This window comes from Cetobacterium sp. ZWU0022 (genome assembly GCF_000800875.1).
GTDB lineage: Bacteria > Fusobacteriota > Fusobacteriia > Fusobacteriales > Fusobacteriaceae > Cetobacterium_A.
Map to the genome: position 1 here is coordinate 1 of NZ_JRJZ01000012.1, position 14,166 is coordinate 14,166.

Consider the following 14,166-nt stretch of genomic DNA (forward strand, 5'->3'; position numbering starts at 1 on the left):
GTAGTGGCAGATTATTCTTTTCATTTAGAGACCTCATTATTTTATAAAAGGCGTCCATATCGTAGTGGCAGATTATTCTTTTCATTTAGAGACCTCCTTATTTTGTTGAAACCTTAGCATAATCAATGCTTTTCTGCAGTTTATACATTTATCATAATTATCATTATTTATCAATTTTATCATGATTTTTTTTATTTTGGTGACAAATTGGTGACAAAATCAACATAGTAAATCAATAGCTTTTCTTAGCTCTTCAGTGTCTTTATGAGTATAGACATTTTCTGTAATAGAAAAGTCTGAGTGACCAATTAATTTAGTTATAGCACTTTGATTTGCGTTAGCGTTATTTAGTAAAGTTGCAAAAGTATGTCGAGTATCATGAATTGTATGAGGTTCAATATCTAATGATTTTAGTAACTTCTGGAATCTAGGTTTAAAAGTAGAATAACTTAATTGATGAGTAGTATCCCCTTTTAAAAAGAACTCTTGATCTTTTACCATATTGGCAACAAATAAATTGAAAATCTTTGAAGAAATTGGTATAATCCTAACACCAGCATCTGTTTTACTTTCTCTTATAGTAAGAGATGAGTTATGTAGATCAATATCTTCATTTTTTAAATTGAGAAGTTCACCTATTCTCATTCCAGTATAGATGAGAATTAAAATTATATAGCAGTATTTAGAATCGAGATTTTCCCACAAAGTCTCGATTTCTTTTTTTGTAAAGACTCTTCTTTCAATAACTTTTTCCTTTTTCCCAATCTCAATAAAGCTAACTCTATTGGAATCAATAAATTCATTTTTTAAAGCAAAATCAAATATCATATTAAGAACACTTTTACATCCATTTTTAAAACTCCAAGAAGTTGTCATACTATCAAATAACTCTTGCAATTCAAATAATTTTATATCTGCTATGATTCTATCATGTAGTGATTCAAAAGCTCTCATTCTATAAATGTGTGTACTTATAGTTGTTTTTTGTGTAACTCTTTTAGTGTACGCACTCCACCATAAATCCAAAATATTTTTAAAAGTTTTCTTACTATATAATAATGGATTTTTATTATAGTTATATAAAGCTTCTTGGGCTTCTCTCTTTGTAGCAAATGTACCTATAGATTTTCTAATTTGTTTACCATCACTAGAAAACTCTATTGTAGCTCTAACATACCATGGTTTTCTTCTTTTTCCCTTTAATTTAGAAATAGAACCACTTCCGTTTGAATTTTTCATATAATTTCCTCCTAATTTATTAAAATAAAAAAGAGGGATATTTCACAATAATATGATACCCTCTTTAATTAAATTTATCAATCACAATTTGGATAAACTTCGTGAAATAATTTTTTACTAACTTTTCCAGATGAGATACATTCTTTATGGATCCCTTTTCTAATTGCCATATGATTAATTTCTTTAATTTTTCTATAAGCTGTAGATATCGAGACATTTAACATTATGCTTACCTCATCAACAGTATAGACTAAACATTTTATTTCCATAGTATATATTCCCCTTTTTATTCATAATTTTCTTTTCTAAATGCTCGAAAATGACCAGAATAAACCTTTTTGAGTTCCATAACCATTGTTGGATTCAACCAAACCCCTTGCAAATGATATTTATTTTCGAATTCTTTCTCACCTATAGCATGGAATAAATTATGATGTTCTCTACAAAGACTTATAAATCTTGTTTTAAGACCATCATCAAATTCATATCCACCTATTGAATTAACATTGTCCCAGTGATGCAAATCTGCCTCAACTCTTCCACAGACAGCACATACTTTATTTCTAAGGCAAGCAATAGTATAACGTTGTATGTCAGGACAAATCTCTCTAGCACCTCTTAATCTTTTATTAGGGCCTTTTCCTATATGTAAAATCAAGTTATATCCTTGATGTATACTCCACTCGATTATCCAACTGATAAAATCAGTCGCTATATCTTTACTAGCACAATTCCTTTTATTTGGAGATATTGAAAAGTATTCTATTTTTTTCTCAGAACAGTATTTATTTTGAAGAATTTCTCTTAACTCTTCTTTTGTATATCCTATTAGCTCTCCGAGATCCTTAAATATACACCAAAGAATTTTCATTTGTTCATCACTTATAGTGTCTACTTTTTTAATCTCTATACCTTTGCTAAGTTTAGAGTGTAGCTTTTTTAATTCAGCTACACTCATATTTTCATTAACTTCTAATATTGCTCTATCATTTTCAAATACTAATCTGTACATAAATATTCTCCTGGAACTATTTCATTTGTTTATCAATTTCTTCGTCTATGATTTTTTGTAAAAGTTGTAGTTCATCTTTAGTCATAGTGTCAAAATCTATGTGTAACTCACTAGCTTTTTTCTTAATATTTAAATTAATTGTATTTGCACTTTCTAATAAATCTAAAATTTCTTCTTTTGTAGTTGGAGTACTATTTTTTTGATTATCAACATACTCAACATTTTCAACTATTAAAGAGCCATCTTTTTCATCAATATTGGCTTTCTTTATAGCCGCTTGGTCAACAGTTTCCATGATTTGCATTTCGGTAGATAATGGTGCGAACTTTAAAATTTTCTTTAAGATTGTTTTAAGTGCCATTTCATCATAATTTTTTGACCATACAGATTTTTTTTCATATTCTTTTCTAGTTTGGTCCTTTATGTAAGTTTGTGAATATTCTAAGGCGTGTTTTTCGATATCATCTTTAGACATATAAATAGTTTTATTAAATCCGTTTGTAAGTTCCATGTAAGCTGCATATCCTACTATTTCTCCATCTTTTGAATTCATATCAAATTCAATCTCCTCTGTAAGAGGATTGAAAGATAAAATCTGACCTTCTTTAATTGGAATTGCATTTATCTTTTTAACTCCACCACTTCTTAAAGCTAATTGAATCATTCCTTTATAACCGATGATGAATTGAGCCTGTGTTCCATACTTTATTATGTATGCAAATCCTAAGTTTTTCTCTATTGGTAATTTTAATGCTGCAGCTATAAAAGCTGATGCTAAAACTGATTGAGGTGTAGCTCCAGTCAAATCAGAATTATATAAATTAACAAGTGATACCATGAAAGAACTAGCATTATTTCCAAGAACTGCTTTTAATTTTTTACCATTTTCTCGTAACATATTTTGTAAAATTATTGTAGGACTTACTTCGCCTTCTTCTGATGGTGTAGTTTTTCCTGCTGTTTCAAGTTTGTTTTTAGCCGTTTTAATTTCTGTTGTCATTTTATATTCCTCCAATTAAATTTATATTTGGTGTATAATAGTTTTTATTTTTTTCACTCTACTTTTGTAACTTTATAAAATTTAGATTCTGTTACCTTCAAAAAATCATCTATATTAGGAACAGATTCCTTAAGTTTCTTTTTATCCAAAGTTTCTCTCTTTTGAGTAATTGTTGTTATTTTGTAATTTTTCAATTTGGCTTTTTTAGCTCCAAACTTTATCATTTCATCTATCCAAGATTGCTTTATAAGTTCTAATTTCTTGCCTTTCTCTTCTATTTCAGCTTTTAACTCATCAAATTCAGTTGTATCTATATTTATCTCAATTTCAATATCATTTAAATTATCAGCTTTTTTCTTTTGATATTCGCTATAAGCTTTACTTCCATCTGCAGGAGGAGCCAAATTTGTTTCTATATATTTTTTCCACCATTCGTCACAATAATTTAAAACATAGTTACATTCATCTTCATTTCTTTCTATACGAAACTCTCTATAGTCGTTACCACCTATCAAACAGCAAATATATGCAAATTTAAGGCCTGAAACTGCTAAATAATGCATTACTTGACAGTAATATTCTTGTGGAATTGTTTCTTCATTCCATTCTTTGTAATTAAATGAATTTGTTGTTTTTATTTCCAGGATGCCATATTCATTTAGTGATGGATCATATAAAAATCTATCAATATTGGCTAGTGATTTACCTTTTTTTAGAGTTCTATTTAGTTCAAATACTTTTAGGTCTTTATGTCTATCATCAAATTCCGTTGCTATAACAGCTTCTAATTTATTTCCCCAGTGAGTAAATCTATTACCACTAAACGAAGATCCGTTTATTTTGTCGTTCCATACATCAACAGCAGATTTGTATTTACTCTCACCAAGAACTCCAGCAACATCAGAACCCCCTAATCCAAGTTTTCTTATTTCTAACCAGTCATTTTCATCTTTGTATTGAATTACTTCAATTTCAGGATTTATATTCTCTAAAAATTTCTCTTGTTCTGTTGACTCTTTTAAAAGTTCTTCTAATTCAGTTTTTTTCAGTTTACTATACCCTTTTAAGCCTTTCGATTTTGCAACTTCTCTTAATTCTTTTATAGTCATTCTCAGACCTCCTTTTTAGTTTTTAATCAGTTCTACAAATAAATTTTTGTAGAACTTGTAAAAGACTAAATACTTATTAAATCCTTTATTTTATTAGTTTTATAATCATATTCAACATCAATCTGAGTTTTACAATCTCCGCACATAAAAAACTTCATATTTTTCTGATTTGTAACCGCAATAATTTTTTTGCCACAATCAGGACAAGTAACTTCTAGTATAATTTCCTCTTCAAAACTCTGTTCTTTTCCACATGTTCTACATTTAACTTCATCATTTGTAGTTATTCCAACTTTATTACAACATATAAAATGTTTAAGTTTTGGTAGTCTATAGCTTGGATGTCTCTTAACATCTGCTTTTGGAGTTGGGATCACTTCTTTTAAAGGTTTTTGAGCTTCTTTAATAGCTTTCTTTACATCTTCATCGGTAGCATTTCTAATTACAACTCCTTCAAGTTGTGCTTCATCTACTGCTAAATCTTTTACTGATAAATCACCTGTTGCAACTCCAATAATACTCATTAAGTCTTGACCACCAATATCTATTCCACTAATCACAATTGAAAGCTCACTATAAGCACCACCACAACTTTCATTTTTAACAATTTCAATCTTCTTATCCATCTTATCCTCCTGTTTTTTTTAGTCTTGATTACATGCTTAACAGCTGGGGATAGCTTTTTCACTGGGGGGATAGTGAGTTAAGCATGTAATTAAAACCTAAACGGTTGTGAGCCTTTTATTTCAAAAGACTCACTTTATAGCTAGTACCTTCTTCTTTATAATCTTCTCTCATATCTAATAAGCAATCATCACACAAGTTCATATGCCATCCATTCATAAAATCATCTGTGAGTATCCATTTTGCTTTATGGTCTTCACACTCACACATAATGTCATTATCTTTTTTTAAAGGTTTTAAATCTTTAATTAATAAGTTTGTTTCTAATTCTAAAAGCTCTACTCCTAACATATTTCCTCCTACATAATTCTCATGATTATTACTTCAACAGTAAGTATTATTAATCCAATTAGTGTTAATTCAGCTATTACGTTCATTAAATCCCCCACATTCTTGCATAAACTTCAAGTCTTGCTAAACATTCATTATAAGTTCCAATCAATACAATTCCATTAACTTCAAATTTCCATAGTCCGTTTTTTAAATTTTTAATAATCATATTCTCTCCTTTTTATAACTAAAAAATAGTTATAAAAGATATTGAAAAATATTAATAACTTAGTTTCAGTTATATGATATAACTATTTTTTGGTTATGTCAATAATTATTTTAACATTTTGTTAAAATTTCTTTTAACATATCTTTCGTTTTATAGTATAATTAATCAAAAAGCATGGAGGAATGGAGAAATGTTAACAACAGGAGAAATCTTAAAAAATAAAAGAGAAGAAAAAGGCCTTTCAGCCTCAAGATTAGCTGAAAATTTGAATGTTTCTCAACCATATGTAACAGCAATAGAAAATAACACTAAAAGACCAAGTAAAGACTATTTACAGAATATATATAATGAGTTTTTATTTACAAATAATGAAAAAATAGCAATAGAAGAGTATGAAAAATTTAGACGTTTACCAATTGATATACAAGAGAAGTTAATTTTTTTGGAAAAAAATAACCAAAAAAAAGTAATGCAATCAAATTTGAAACCATTAAGTGAAGAAGATTTTATTGAAATGCCTGTAAAAGCAAAAGCCTCAGCAGGGAATGGATATATTAATTTTGAGGATACGCTATATACAAGATTAATTAGAAGGGGTAATTTTTGTCAAGATTGTTATTTGATAGAAGTAGCAGGAAATTCAATGGAACCATTAATTCAAGATGGATCATTCGTTATAGTAGATCCACATCAAACTGAATATATAGCAAATAAGATATATGTTGTTAAAGTTGGAGAAGAAACTTTTGTAAAAAGAGTTCTTATAAAGGAAGAAGCTCAAGTAATGATATTAAAAAGTGTAAATACAGATTATGATGATGTTTATATAGCTGGAAGAGAACTTGAGAATGTAGAATTATTAGGAAGAGCAATAAAATTTGTTTATGAAGGAAATTTATAAAATAATAAAATTAAGATAGAGAGGAGAAAAATGAAAAGTATTTCAGAAGCAGTTGAAAGAGAGCAACAAAGCATAAAAAAACAAAATTATACAATGTCAATAAGAGAACTAAAAAGTATGTATAATGAGGAGTTAATTAATTTAGAGCCTAAATATCAACGAATGTTTAGATGGGATGAAAATAAAGCAAGTAAATTAATTGAATCTATATTTTTAGGAATTCCTTTACCACCAATTTATATCTCAGTAAGAGGAGGAAAATGGGATATAGTTGATGGGATTCAAAGAATTTCTAGTATTTTATGGTTTTGTGGAGTATTAAATTCAGATAGAGAAGATACTAAAGTACCATTAAAGTTAAAAAATTTAGAAAAAATAAGAGAATTAAATGAAATGCAACTATCAGATATCGAACCAGATGAAGTGTTTAAATATTTTTATATGAATAGATTAGATGTTGTATTATTAACTTCTGAAAATACAGAAAGTGAGTATGAGTTATTTAATAGGTTAAACTCAGGAGGAGTAAAATTATCAGCACAAGAAATAAGAAATTTCTTAATTGTTAAATCAAATTTAGATTTATCAGAAAAAATGATAAATATAATTAGAAAAAATGAAACTTTTAAAAAGGTGGTTTCATTAAGTGATAATCAGATAAAAGAAAATTACGATATGGAACTCTTAGTTTATTGCTTGATAATACGTTTTGCAATAGAGAATATTGAAGAATTTCAAGAAATATCTACAAAATATAAATATTCTAGAGATAGATTTATTGATAATTCAATAAAAAAAGTTCTTGAAAAACCTTTTGAAGTGAATGAAGAAATAGAAAAAATGAATAATATTTTTCAAAATATATACAATGAATTGGGAGAATCTTCTTTTAAGAAAGGGAATAAATTTTCACCATTAATTTATATAATTTTATTAGCTTACCTATATAAAAATAAAAAAAGCAAATCTTTAGTAGAAATAAAAAGTAAAGTTTTGAAGAGCCAAGAGTATAAAGAGGCGAGTAAAAGAGGGAAAAATGTGGTAGATCAGTTTATGGAAGGATTAAAAATAGGAATGGAGATTTAATAAATGAGCATTAAAAACCCTATAGAATTAGTTGATTATATTGATCACTCGTATTTATTAAGAAAAAAAGAAATAACTGATTTTTTAATATTAGTTAACAAAACAGAAACAGAGTTAAAAGAAACATTAGAAAAATCCTTTGTATTATTACTTTATTCACATTGGGAAGGATATATAAAAGAAGTCTCAAACTTATATATTAGATATATAACATTACAAAAAAAAACAATACAAGAACTTACAGATAATTTTTATGATATTTATCTAAAAGAATTATTAAAAAGTTATCAAAAAAATACAAATTTAGAAATAGAATCAGATTTAAGAAAAAGAATATTAAAATTAGAGCAAAAATTCAATATAGATTTTACCAGTGATTATTATGAAAAGTTTATATTAGGAGTAGAAAGTAATTTAAAATTTGAAAAATATTTAAATATTTGTAAATTAACCAATTATGAATTTAATGATGAGATGGGATTATTTGAAAGAGTACTGTTTAAAGTTATTCATAATAGAAATTCAATTGCTCATACTGGAAGTAAAGCTACAGATAATTCATATGTGAGTTATGAAGATTTAGAAAATATGATGTATTTTTTATTAGAGGAAATGAAAAAATTCAAAGATCATATAATTAGTTGCATAAAAGATAGAAAATTTTTAAAAAACTAAAAAAGAACTATGCATAAAATAAAAAAAATGTTATAATTTTCTTTGGAGGTTAAATTAATATGTATACAACTATTTTAAATTATGATATATTTGAAGGATTAAAGAAAATAAAGGATGAAACTATAGATTTACTAGTGATAGACCCTCCCTATAATATAGGGAAAAAATACGAAGATGGAATAGAAGATAAATGGAAGAACCAAGATGAATATTTGAAATGGCTATATGAGTGGTTAGAATTGAGTTTAAAAAAATTAAAAAAAACAGGAAGTCTCTATATTTTTAATTCTACAGAAAATATGCCATATGTGGATATTTTTTTAAAAAAACATATAAATATTCTATCAAGGATAGTTTGGGGGTATGATAGCTCTGGAGTTCAAGCAAAATATTTTTATGGTTCTTTATATGAACCTATAATATTTGCTGTAAAAACTAAGAGTAATTATACATTCAATTACGTGGATATTATGGTTGAAACAGAAACAGGAAGTAAAAGAAAATTAATCGATTACAGAAAAAATCCACCAAGTCCTTATAATGAATTAAAAGTTCCAGGAAATTTATGGTATTTTAATAGAGTAAGATATAAAATGCCAGAATATGTAAAGCATTCTTCACAAAAACCTGAAGCTTTGTTAGAAAGAATAGTTAAAGCAAGTTCTAATGAAGGAGATGTTATATTAGATCTTTTTGCAGGATCATTTTCTTTAGGAGTTGTTTCTAAAAGGTTAAAAAGAAATTATATTGGAATAGAAAAAAGTTCGACGTATTGTTCTATAGGAAAAAATAGAATTGAAGAAATAGAAATTATAGAAGAAGAGAAAAAGTAGCAATATAAAGCTACTTTTTTTTATACCAAAAAGTTAAAAAAAGTATTTACATAACTAAAAAATAGTTATATAATTTTAAAGAGGTGATTTTATGGAAAATGGTCAGAAAATTTATGAAATTATAAAAAATGAAATGAGAAAACAAAAAATAAATCAATCTGATATAGCTAGATTACTAGGAGTAACTAGATCTAATATAAGTATAATTTTTTCAAGAATGAAAAAAAATAAAGTAAGTTATAAAAATACAATAAAAATAGCAAATATATTAAAAGTAAATCCTAAAATTTTTTTCTGATTTTCATAACCTATTTAAAGTTATGTAAAATGTTTGTTTAAAAAAATTTATAATAGATTATTTAAAGAGGAGAGTAATTTAAAATACAAAAAGAGGCTATAAAGCCTCTTTAAAATAAACTACTTAGTATGCATTCCTGGACAACAATAAGCACAACCATCAGCATTTGAATAACCAGCTTTTTTAGCTGCTGCAACAGCTTGATATGGATAGTCAAATACTCCCAAGCAAGAGAAGTTAACAGTAGGTTTCCAAGAGCAGTTTTCTTTATGGACCTCATGAGTAACGGTGTTAATATAAAATATCATAATATTCACCCCCCTATTAAGTATTTCCTTGGCCAAGGTAATACGAGTATACCTCATGATAGGGGAGGAAATCAACAAAGATAAAAAAATAACTAACTTATATAGGATTTATTTAAAGCTTATAGTGTGGGCTTTGGGGAGGTGGAGTAATGAAAAAAATAGCAAAATCAATAAATTTTACTCAAGTTATTGAAGTAGAATTTGAAATAATTGATGAAAAATGTCCAATGCCTGTAAGAGTTGTAAAACAATATCAGACATTGGAAGGAAAAATAATAGGGATAATTGACCCCATGGATAATTATTCATTGGTAAATATTGAATACAGTTATAAGAAATAAAATTATTTCTTTTTTAAAGAGGAAGCATCGATGAAAATTAATTCATAATTAATGAAAGAGTATAGAGCAACAATAAAGTTTTTCATATCTTGAGTATCTCTATCAAGATGTTTACGAGAATAATGTGTCTCATCGTTTCCAAGCCAAAGAGAAGCAGTTGCTAAAGTTCTAATACGATCATTATCGATTAAGTTTATTGCTTGTTGCAAGGGTAATTTAGTAATTTCTTCTTTTGGTTTGGAAAGTATTTCTATTAAAAAATCTTTTATTAAGAATTCAATTGATTTTCTAAATCCCATGCCTGAAATTTCAAAAAGCTTATTAGTTTCTGCAGTAAGTGCCTGTGAATAGATTTCAAAAAATTTGGGAGAAAAAATTTTAATTTTTTCAGGGACTTCCTTATCAATAATTTTATTAATAGAATATCCAATTGGATAAGCAGTTTTATTATCGAAAGATTTAAAAATTTCAATAAAAAATTCTGAACAATGTGGACAAGAAAAAATGACACCAAAAGTATAAAAATCTGTATTTGCTTTAAAATCACTATGAGCTTCGATTCTTGAAGAAATAAAATAATTACAGTGAGGACATATATTTGGCTTTGTTATTATTAAACTAATAGATTCATTATAGTTTCCAGAAGAACTATAAAAAGTTATCTCTTCTTCACGATTAGATATAAACATGTGTTTTCCTCCTTTTTAAATTTTTATAATGTACAAATATTATAACTTTAAAAAGAGATATATACAATACTTATACTCAGTAGGTATTAATTGATACTTTTGACTTCTAGTCAAGTAAATCTAGGGATATTGAACGTAGCAATTGAATGAAAAGTGATTTTTGCTTTATTTAGGCTCTTCATACATAGCCAACGTAACTAAGTATGGAGGGTCAAAATAAAATAAAAAGAGGTTATGTTGGCATGTGACCTCAATAGGAGGAAATAAATGAGGGATGTTTTAATAAAAGCTGAAACTAGCGTTGATGAATATAGTGAGTTTAAAATTTTTAGAAAACAAATGAAGAAAATGGTAAAAGTAAAATGCGAAATATGTGGAAAAACAAAAAATTTAGTTACACACCACAAAGACTGTATCAGCCCGCAAGAAAATGGATACTATAAAATTCATAGAAATAGGGAAGACAATTTACAAGTTTTGTGTAGGCTATGCCATTTGAAAGTTCATAAAATATTCAAAGAAAATAGGAAAAACAGAGGTGAGTTGTAATGACTGATTTTATAAAATTACAGGGAATATTTGAAGATGGGTATGGAATAATAGCTAAAAAAGTTATGAAAGATAAAACGTTACATGTAATAGCTAAATCAATATATTCATATATATGCTCTTATAGTGGAAAAGGGAAAGATGCGTTTCCTAGTCAATCTTTAATTTGCAGCGATTTAGATATAAGTAAAGACACATTAGCTAAATATGTTAAACAGCTTAAGGAAGCTGGGTACATTACCGTTAAACAAGAAAAAGAACAAGGTAAATTTTCAAAAAATGTATACACAATAAATTTTGTGCCGTTACCTATTTCATCGGAAACGGTTTCAACCGATACGGAAACTATCGGAAACGGTCAAACGGACACTAATAATAACAGTATTAATAATAACAATAATTTAAATAATAACAATATAAATAATAAAAAGATTGATACATCAGCTGAAGCTGAATCGCTCGATCAGGAGAAAATTAAATTTAGAGAGGATCTAAACAGATATATTTCAAAAGTTGCAGAAGTTACAGGAAAGAATACGGAAGAAATTAGGAGAGTAATAAATCCTATTTTACTCAAAGGTTTTGACACGGCTATTATTTTGCAAAAAATAAGTGAATCCAATTTTTTGAGTGGAAAACTTGATGTAAAACCTAAAATAAATAATTTTTGCTCTAAAACTATGATAGATAAAATTTTAATTGGATTTTATGAAAATCGTGAGCCTAAAAAGACACAAAATTCTAAAAAGTTAAAAATTTTAAAAGAAAACTACAATAAAGAGTGGTGGTAATAGTGAAAATTAATGTAGAAAATTGCAAAGTATGTGGAGAACCGATTTTTTACCAAGAAGGGATTTACGATGTATATCCTGATTGTTCTTGTATGAGAAGAGATAGAATAAAACTAAAAATATCAAGGTATAAAAAATTGTCGATTATAGATAGAGATTCTGGGAGCAATATATTTGAAAAAGCTAAAATAGTTTGTGATAAGGAGAATGACTTTATTGAAAAATTTAAGAAGTATTCTGAAAGATTTAAAAAAGCTTTAGAAAGCAATATAGGAATTTTGATGTCAGGATTTCCAGGAACAGGAAAAACATTTTATGCAAACTGTATAGCTAATGATATTCAAGAAAGGGGATATACAGTTTTAAGTTTTAATTTATCTGGATACTTAAGAAAAATCCAAGAGGATTATGCTAATAAAAGAGATTTTATATCAGAGGAAGAAAAGTTACTTCAAGCAGTTAAAGAGGTTGATTTATTAGTTATAGATGACTTAGGGAGTGAAAAGTTATCGGATTGGGGAATGGAGAAAGTTTATAACTTGATAGATGAGAGATATAAAGCTAATAAGCCAATTATAATAACGACCAATTTAGACAAGGGTGGATTAGAAGAGCACTTAATGATAAATGGGGCAGATAAGTTATTGGATAGAATAAGAGCTATTACTACACCATTTATATTTGATTGGGATAGTAGAAGAAAGAGAAAAGAAACTGATATTTGGGATTAAGGGAGATATGTTAAATTAAATTTAAAATTAGGTGAACTATAGGAAAAAGATTTTTATGGATTATTAGATTAGAATTTAGAAGAATATCATAAGTTATCTTATAGATGAAGGATTAACAACTAGAAGTTTTGAAGAAATGAGCTTAATTAGAATATTTCATAGGAGGATTTTTATGACAATTGAACAAAAAAATTTATTATTATTCTTTTTAGGTCAATCTAAGAATGATAAGGGATGTACTAATCAGAAGCTTATAGCGTTATCTAAACTACGAGAATTAGGGAACCAGTTTGGAGTAAAAGAAGGTACACCGGAAAATAGGGTGTTTATGGAACTTGAAAATGAAATAATAAAACTATTTGATATGACTAGTAATCACTATTTTGATTTTGGATTAGTTGCAAATGAGGTAGTCGAAAATGATAACCTAAATTGGATATTAGAGGAGGCGATGTAATATGGAATTAGTTAGAATTGAAAATGTGAACGGTGTACTAGTAACAACAAGTAATAGGGTAGCTGAAGAATTAGGGGTTTTACATAAAGATTTATTAGAAAAAATAGATGGTTATATAGCAAAATTTAGGTCAGCGGAATTTTCCGCAGGGTTCTATATCCCCAGTAATTATGTACATCCTCAAAATAAACAAACTTATAGAAACTATTTGATTACAGAAAAAGGTGTAGCTCAACTTATAGGTGGATATTCATTAGCAGTAGAAAAGGCATTTACTTTGAATATAGCATATATCAACAAATTTGAAGAAATGAAAAAGGAATTAAACAATCAATTTAAAGTTCCAACTAGTTTAAAAGAAGCTCTTTTAATAGCATTAGAACAACAAGATAAAATAGAAACACTTGAAATAGAAAGTAAGATAAAAGACCAACAAATAAGTGAGTTAAAACCTAAAGCAACATACTATGATATGGTTTTACAATGTAAAGGTTTACTAAGTATAAACGTTATAGCTAAAGATTATGGAAAAACTGCTCAGTGGTTAAATGATAAACTACATGAATTTCAAGTACAATATAAGCAAGGGAATATATGGTTGTTATATCAAAAGTATGCAGTACACGGATATACACAAACTAAACTTCAACCTATAAATAGAAGCACAGGACCAGATGTAAAAGCACATACTTATTGGACACAAAAAGGGAGATTATTTATATATGAGTTATTAAAGAAAAATGGATATCTTCCAAACATAGAAAGAGAATATGAAAAAGAGGAAACAAATGAAAAATAAATATATTTGTAAAAAGTGTAATAAGTTTGTAGCTAGCAGAAACGATGAAGGAGAAATAAATATAAATCCGAAATCTAAAAAAATATCTTTGAAAGAAAAAGAGATTAAGATAGTTTGTAGATGTGGAGAAAATCATACGATATCTATGAATTGAAAGATGATTTT

General features: G+C 27.1%; 23 protein-coding genes. 12 read left to right on the forward strand and 11 right to left on the reverse strand.

Annotation, left to right across the window (positions count from 1 at the left end; all coding sequences use genetic code 11):
- Window positions 1-219: 219 nt before the first annotated feature.
- The 8 genes from L988_RS00345 to L988_RS14005 form a co-directional block, all read right to left on the reverse strand.
- Window positions 220-1,239, reverse strand: a complete 1,020-nt coding sequence (locus tag L988_RS00345) for a site-specific integrase (RefSeq protein ID WP_047380421.1) — start codon at window positions 1,237-1,239, stop codon at window positions 220-222.
- A gap of 77 nt (window positions 1,240-1,316) precedes the next feature.
- Window positions 1,317-1,463 carry a hypothetical protein gene (locus L988_RS00350; RefSeq protein WP_231549818.1) on the reverse strand — a complete coding sequence of 49 codons (147 nt, stop codon included), beginning with the start codon at window positions 1,461-1,463 and terminating at the stop codon, window positions 1,317-1,319.
- A 62-nt stretch (window positions 1,464-1,525) separates the two neighbouring features.
- A complete protein-coding gene (locus tag L988_RS13170; RefSeq protein ID WP_052191604.1) occupies window positions 1,526-2,251 on the reverse strand; it encodes a putative HNHc nuclease in 726 nt (241 codons plus the stop codon).
- Window positions 2,252-2,267: 16 nt separating this feature from the next.
- The gene (locus tag L988_RS00360) at window positions 2,268-3,251 is read right to left on the reverse strand and encodes a recombinase RecT (RefSeq protein WP_052191605.1); all 984 of its coding nucleotides are present in this window, start codon (window positions 3,249-3,251) and stop codon (window positions 2,268-2,270) included.
- Window positions 3,252-3,304: 53 nt separating this feature from the next.
- On the reverse strand, window positions 3,305-4,360 hold the full coding sequence (locus L988_RS00365; RefSeq protein WP_052191606.1) for a lambda-exonuclease family protein: 1,056 nt from the start codon (window positions 4,358-4,360) through the stop codon (window positions 3,305-3,307).
- Window positions 4,361-4,425: 65 nt separating this feature from the next.
- Window positions 4,426-4,986: a hypothetical protein gene (locus L988_RS00370; protein ID WP_047380423.1), complete on the reverse strand. Its 561-nt coding sequence runs from the start codon at window positions 4,984-4,986 to the stop codon at window positions 4,426-4,428.
- Between the two features lie 115 nt (window positions 4,987-5,101).
- Window positions 5,102-5,335, reverse strand: a complete 234-nt coding sequence (locus L988_RS00375; RefSeq protein WP_047380425.1) for a hypothetical protein — start codon at window positions 5,333-5,335, stop codon at window positions 5,102-5,104.
- Window positions 5,336-5,420: 85 nt separating this feature from the next.
- Window positions 5,421-5,543 carry a hypothetical protein gene (locus L988_RS14005; protein WP_255359906.1) on the reverse strand — a complete coding sequence of 41 codons (123 nt, stop codon included), beginning with the start codon at window positions 5,541-5,543 and terminating at the stop codon, window positions 5,421-5,423.
- Window positions 5,544-5,733: 190 nt separating this feature from the next.
- Between L988_RS14005 and L988_RS13175 the strand changes: the two genes are divergently transcribed.
- From L988_RS13175 to L988_RS00400, 5 genes are all read left to right on the forward strand, one after another.
- On the forward strand, window positions 5,734-6,444 hold the full coding sequence (locus tag L988_RS13175) for a LexA family transcriptional regulator (protein ID WP_052191607.1): 711 nt from the start codon (window positions 5,734-5,736) through the stop codon (window positions 6,442-6,444).
- Between the two features lie 30 nt (window positions 6,445-6,474).
- A complete protein-coding gene (locus L988_RS00385; protein WP_047380428.1) occupies window positions 6,475-7,530 on the forward strand; it encodes a DUF262 domain-containing protein in 1,056 nt (351 codons plus the stop codon).
- A 3-nt stretch (window positions 7,531-7,533) separates the two neighbouring features.
- A complete protein-coding gene (locus L988_RS00390; protein ID WP_047380430.1) occupies window positions 7,534-8,205 on the forward strand; it encodes an MAE_28990/MAE_18760 family HEPN-like nuclease in 672 nt (223 codons plus the stop codon).
- A gap of 59 nt (window positions 8,206-8,264) precedes the next feature.
- A complete protein-coding gene (yhdJ, locus tag L988_RS00395) occupies window positions 8,265-9,038 on the forward strand; it encodes an adenine-specific DNA-methyltransferase (protein WP_047380431.1) in 774 nt (257 codons plus the stop codon).
- Window positions 9,039-9,129: 91 nt separating this feature from the next.
- Window positions 9,130-9,336 carry a helix-turn-helix domain-containing protein gene (locus L988_RS00400; RefSeq protein ID WP_047380433.1) on the forward strand — a complete coding sequence of 69 codons (207 nt, stop codon included), beginning with the start codon at window positions 9,130-9,132 and terminating at the stop codon, window positions 9,334-9,336.
- 119 nt (window positions 9,337-9,455) lie between these two features.
- Here the strand turns inward: L988_RS00400 and L988_RS00405 are convergent, their stop codons facing one another.
- Window positions 9,456-9,644, reverse strand: a complete 189-nt coding sequence (locus L988_RS00405) for a hypothetical protein (RefSeq protein WP_047380436.1) — start codon at window positions 9,642-9,644, stop codon at window positions 9,456-9,458.
- Between the two features lie 149 nt (window positions 9,645-9,793).
- Between L988_RS00405 and L988_RS00410 the strand changes: the two genes are divergently transcribed.
- Window positions 9,794-9,985, forward strand: coding sequence for a hypothetical protein (locus L988_RS00410; protein ID WP_047380438.1), 192 nt, complete (start codon window positions 9,794-9,796; stop codon window positions 9,983-9,985).
- A 2-nt stretch (window positions 9,986-9,987) separates the two neighbouring features.
- Here the strand turns inward: L988_RS00410 and L988_RS00415 are convergent, their stop codons facing one another.
- The gene (locus tag L988_RS00415) at window positions 9,988-10,674 is read right to left on the reverse strand and encodes a DUF4145 domain-containing protein (protein ID WP_052191608.1); all 687 of its coding nucleotides are present in this window, start codon (window positions 10,672-10,674) and stop codon (window positions 9,988-9,990) included.
- A 267-nt stretch (window positions 10,675-10,941) separates the two neighbouring features.
- Between L988_RS00415 and L988_RS00420 the strand changes: the two genes are divergently transcribed.
- Both L988_RS00420 and L988_RS00425 read left to right on the forward strand, forming a co-directional pair.
- The gene (locus L988_RS00420) at window positions 10,942-11,223 is read left to right on the forward strand and encodes an HNH endonuclease (protein WP_047380440.1); all 282 of its coding nucleotides are present in this window, start codon (window positions 10,942-10,944) and stop codon (window positions 11,221-11,223) included.
- Complete coding sequence (locus L988_RS00425) at window positions 11,223-12,014, forward strand: helix-turn-helix domain-containing protein (protein ID WP_052191609.1); 792 nt, start codon at window positions 11,223-11,225, stop codon at window positions 12,012-12,014. The genes L988_RS00420 and L988_RS00425 overlap by 1 nt, the downstream gene beginning before the upstream one ends.
- A gap of 9 nt (window positions 12,015-12,023) precedes the next feature.
- Here the strand turns inward: L988_RS00425 and L988_RS14095 are convergent, their stop codons facing one another.
- Window positions 12,024-12,140, reverse strand: a complete 117-nt coding sequence (locus tag L988_RS14095; RefSeq protein ID WP_197053924.1) for a hypothetical protein — start codon at window positions 12,138-12,140, stop codon at window positions 12,024-12,026.
- Here L988_RS14095 and L988_RS00430 point away from each other — a divergent pair.
- The 4 genes from L988_RS00430 (at window position 12,107) to L988_RS13535 (ending at window position 14,155) form a co-directional block, all read left to right on the forward strand.
- Window positions 12,107-12,745: an ATP-binding protein gene (locus L988_RS00430; RefSeq protein WP_369798242.1), complete on the forward strand. Its 639-nt coding sequence runs from the start codon at window positions 12,107-12,109 to the stop codon at window positions 12,743-12,745. The genes L988_RS14095 and L988_RS00430 overlap by 34 nt on opposite strands.
- A 172-nt stretch (window positions 12,746-12,917) precedes the next feature.
- Window positions 12,918-13,202: a hypothetical protein gene (locus tag L988_RS00435; RefSeq protein ID WP_047380442.1), complete on the forward strand. Its 285-nt coding sequence runs from the start codon at window positions 12,918-12,920 to the stop codon at window positions 13,200-13,202.
- Between the two features lies 1 nt (window position 13,203).
- Window positions 13,204-14,001 (forward strand): phage regulatory protein/antirepressor Ant, encoded by a 798-nt coding sequence (locus L988_RS00440; protein ID WP_047380443.1) that lies wholly within the window; start codon window positions 13,204-13,206, stop codon window positions 13,999-14,001.
- On the forward strand, window positions 13,991-14,155 hold the full coding sequence (locus L988_RS13535; protein WP_156111906.1) for a hypothetical protein: 165 nt from the start codon (window positions 13,991-13,993) through the stop codon (window positions 14,153-14,155). The genes L988_RS00440 and L988_RS13535 overlap by 11 nt, the downstream gene beginning before the upstream one ends.
- Window positions 14,156-14,166: the final 11 nt, after the last annotated feature.

Coding starts and splice junctions, on each gene's coding strand:
- L988_RS00345 (WP_047380421.1), bottom strand. CDS start 1,239: ATGAAAAATTCAAACGGAAGTGGTTCTATTTCTAAATTAAAGGGAAAA.
- L988_RS00350 (WP_231549818.1), bottom strand. CDS start 1,463: ATGTTAAATGTCTCGATATCTACAGCTTATAGAAAAATTAAAGAAATT.
- L988_RS13170 (WP_052191604.1), bottom strand. CDS start 2,251: ATGTACAGATTAGTATTTGAAAATGATAGAGCAATATTAGAAGTTAAT.
- L988_RS00360 (WP_052191605.1), bottom strand. CDS start 3,251: ATGACAACAGAAATTAAAACGGCTAAAAACAAACTTGAAACAGCAGGA.
- L988_RS00365 (WP_052191606.1), bottom strand. CDS start 4,360: ATGACTATAAAAGAATTAAGAGAAGTTGCAAAATCGAAAGGCTTAAAA.
- L988_RS00370 (WP_047380423.1), bottom strand. CDS start 4,986: ATGGATAAGAAGATTGAAATTGTTAAAAATGAAAGTTGTGGTGGTGCT.
- L988_RS00375 (WP_047380425.1), bottom strand. CDS start 5,335: ATGTTAGGAGTAGAGCTTTTAGAATTAGAAACAAACTTATTAATTAAA.
- L988_RS14005 (WP_255359906.1), bottom strand. CDS start 5,543: ATGATTATTAAAAATTTAAAAAACGGACTATGGAAATTTGAAGTTAAT.
- L988_RS13175 (WP_052191607.1), top strand. CDS start 5,734: ATGTTAACAACAGGAGAAATCTTAAAAAATAAAAGAGAAGAAAAAGGC.
- L988_RS00385 (WP_047380428.1), top strand. CDS start 6,475: ATGAAAAGTATTTCAGAAGCAGTTGAAAGAGAGCAACAAAGCATAAAA.
- L988_RS00390 (WP_047380430.1), top strand. CDS start 7,534: ATGAGCATTAAAAACCCTATAGAATTAGTTGATTATATTGATCACTCG.
- yhdJ (WP_047380431.1), top strand. CDS start 8,265: ATGTATACAACTATTTTAAATTATGATATATTTGAAGGATTAAAGAAA.
- L988_RS00400 (WP_047380433.1), top strand. CDS start 9,130: ATGGAAAATGGTCAGAAAATTTATGAAATTATAAAAAATGAAATGAGA.
- L988_RS00405 (WP_047380436.1), bottom strand. CDS start 9,644: ATGATATTTTATATTAACACCGTTACTCATGAGGTCCATAAAGAAAAC.
- L988_RS00410 (WP_047380438.1), top strand. CDS start 9,794: ATGAAAAAAATAGCAAAATCAATAAATTTTACTCAAGTTATTGAAGTA.
- L988_RS00415 (WP_052191608.1), bottom strand. CDS start 10,674: ATGTTTATATCTAATCGTGAAGAAGAGATAACTTTTTATAGTTCTTCT.
- L988_RS00420 (WP_047380440.1), top strand. CDS start 10,942: ATGAGGGATGTTTTAATAAAAGCTGAAACTAGCGTTGATGAATATAGT.
- L988_RS00425 (WP_052191609.1), top strand. CDS start 11,223: ATGACTGATTTTATAAAATTACAGGGAATATTTGAAGATGGGTATGGA.
- L988_RS00430 (WP_369798242.1), top strand. CDS start 12,107: ATGAGAAGAGATAGAATAAAACTAAAAATATCAAGGTATAAAAAATTG.
- L988_RS00435 (WP_047380442.1), top strand. CDS start 12,918: ATGACAATTGAACAAAAAAATTTATTATTATTCTTTTTAGGTCAATCT.
- L988_RS00440 (WP_047380443.1), top strand. CDS start 13,204: ATGGAATTAGTTAGAATTGAAAATGTGAACGGTGTACTAGTAACAACA.
- L988_RS13535 (WP_156111906.1), top strand. CDS start 13,991: ATGAAAAATAAATATATTTGTAAAAAGTGTAATAAGTTTGTAGCTAGC.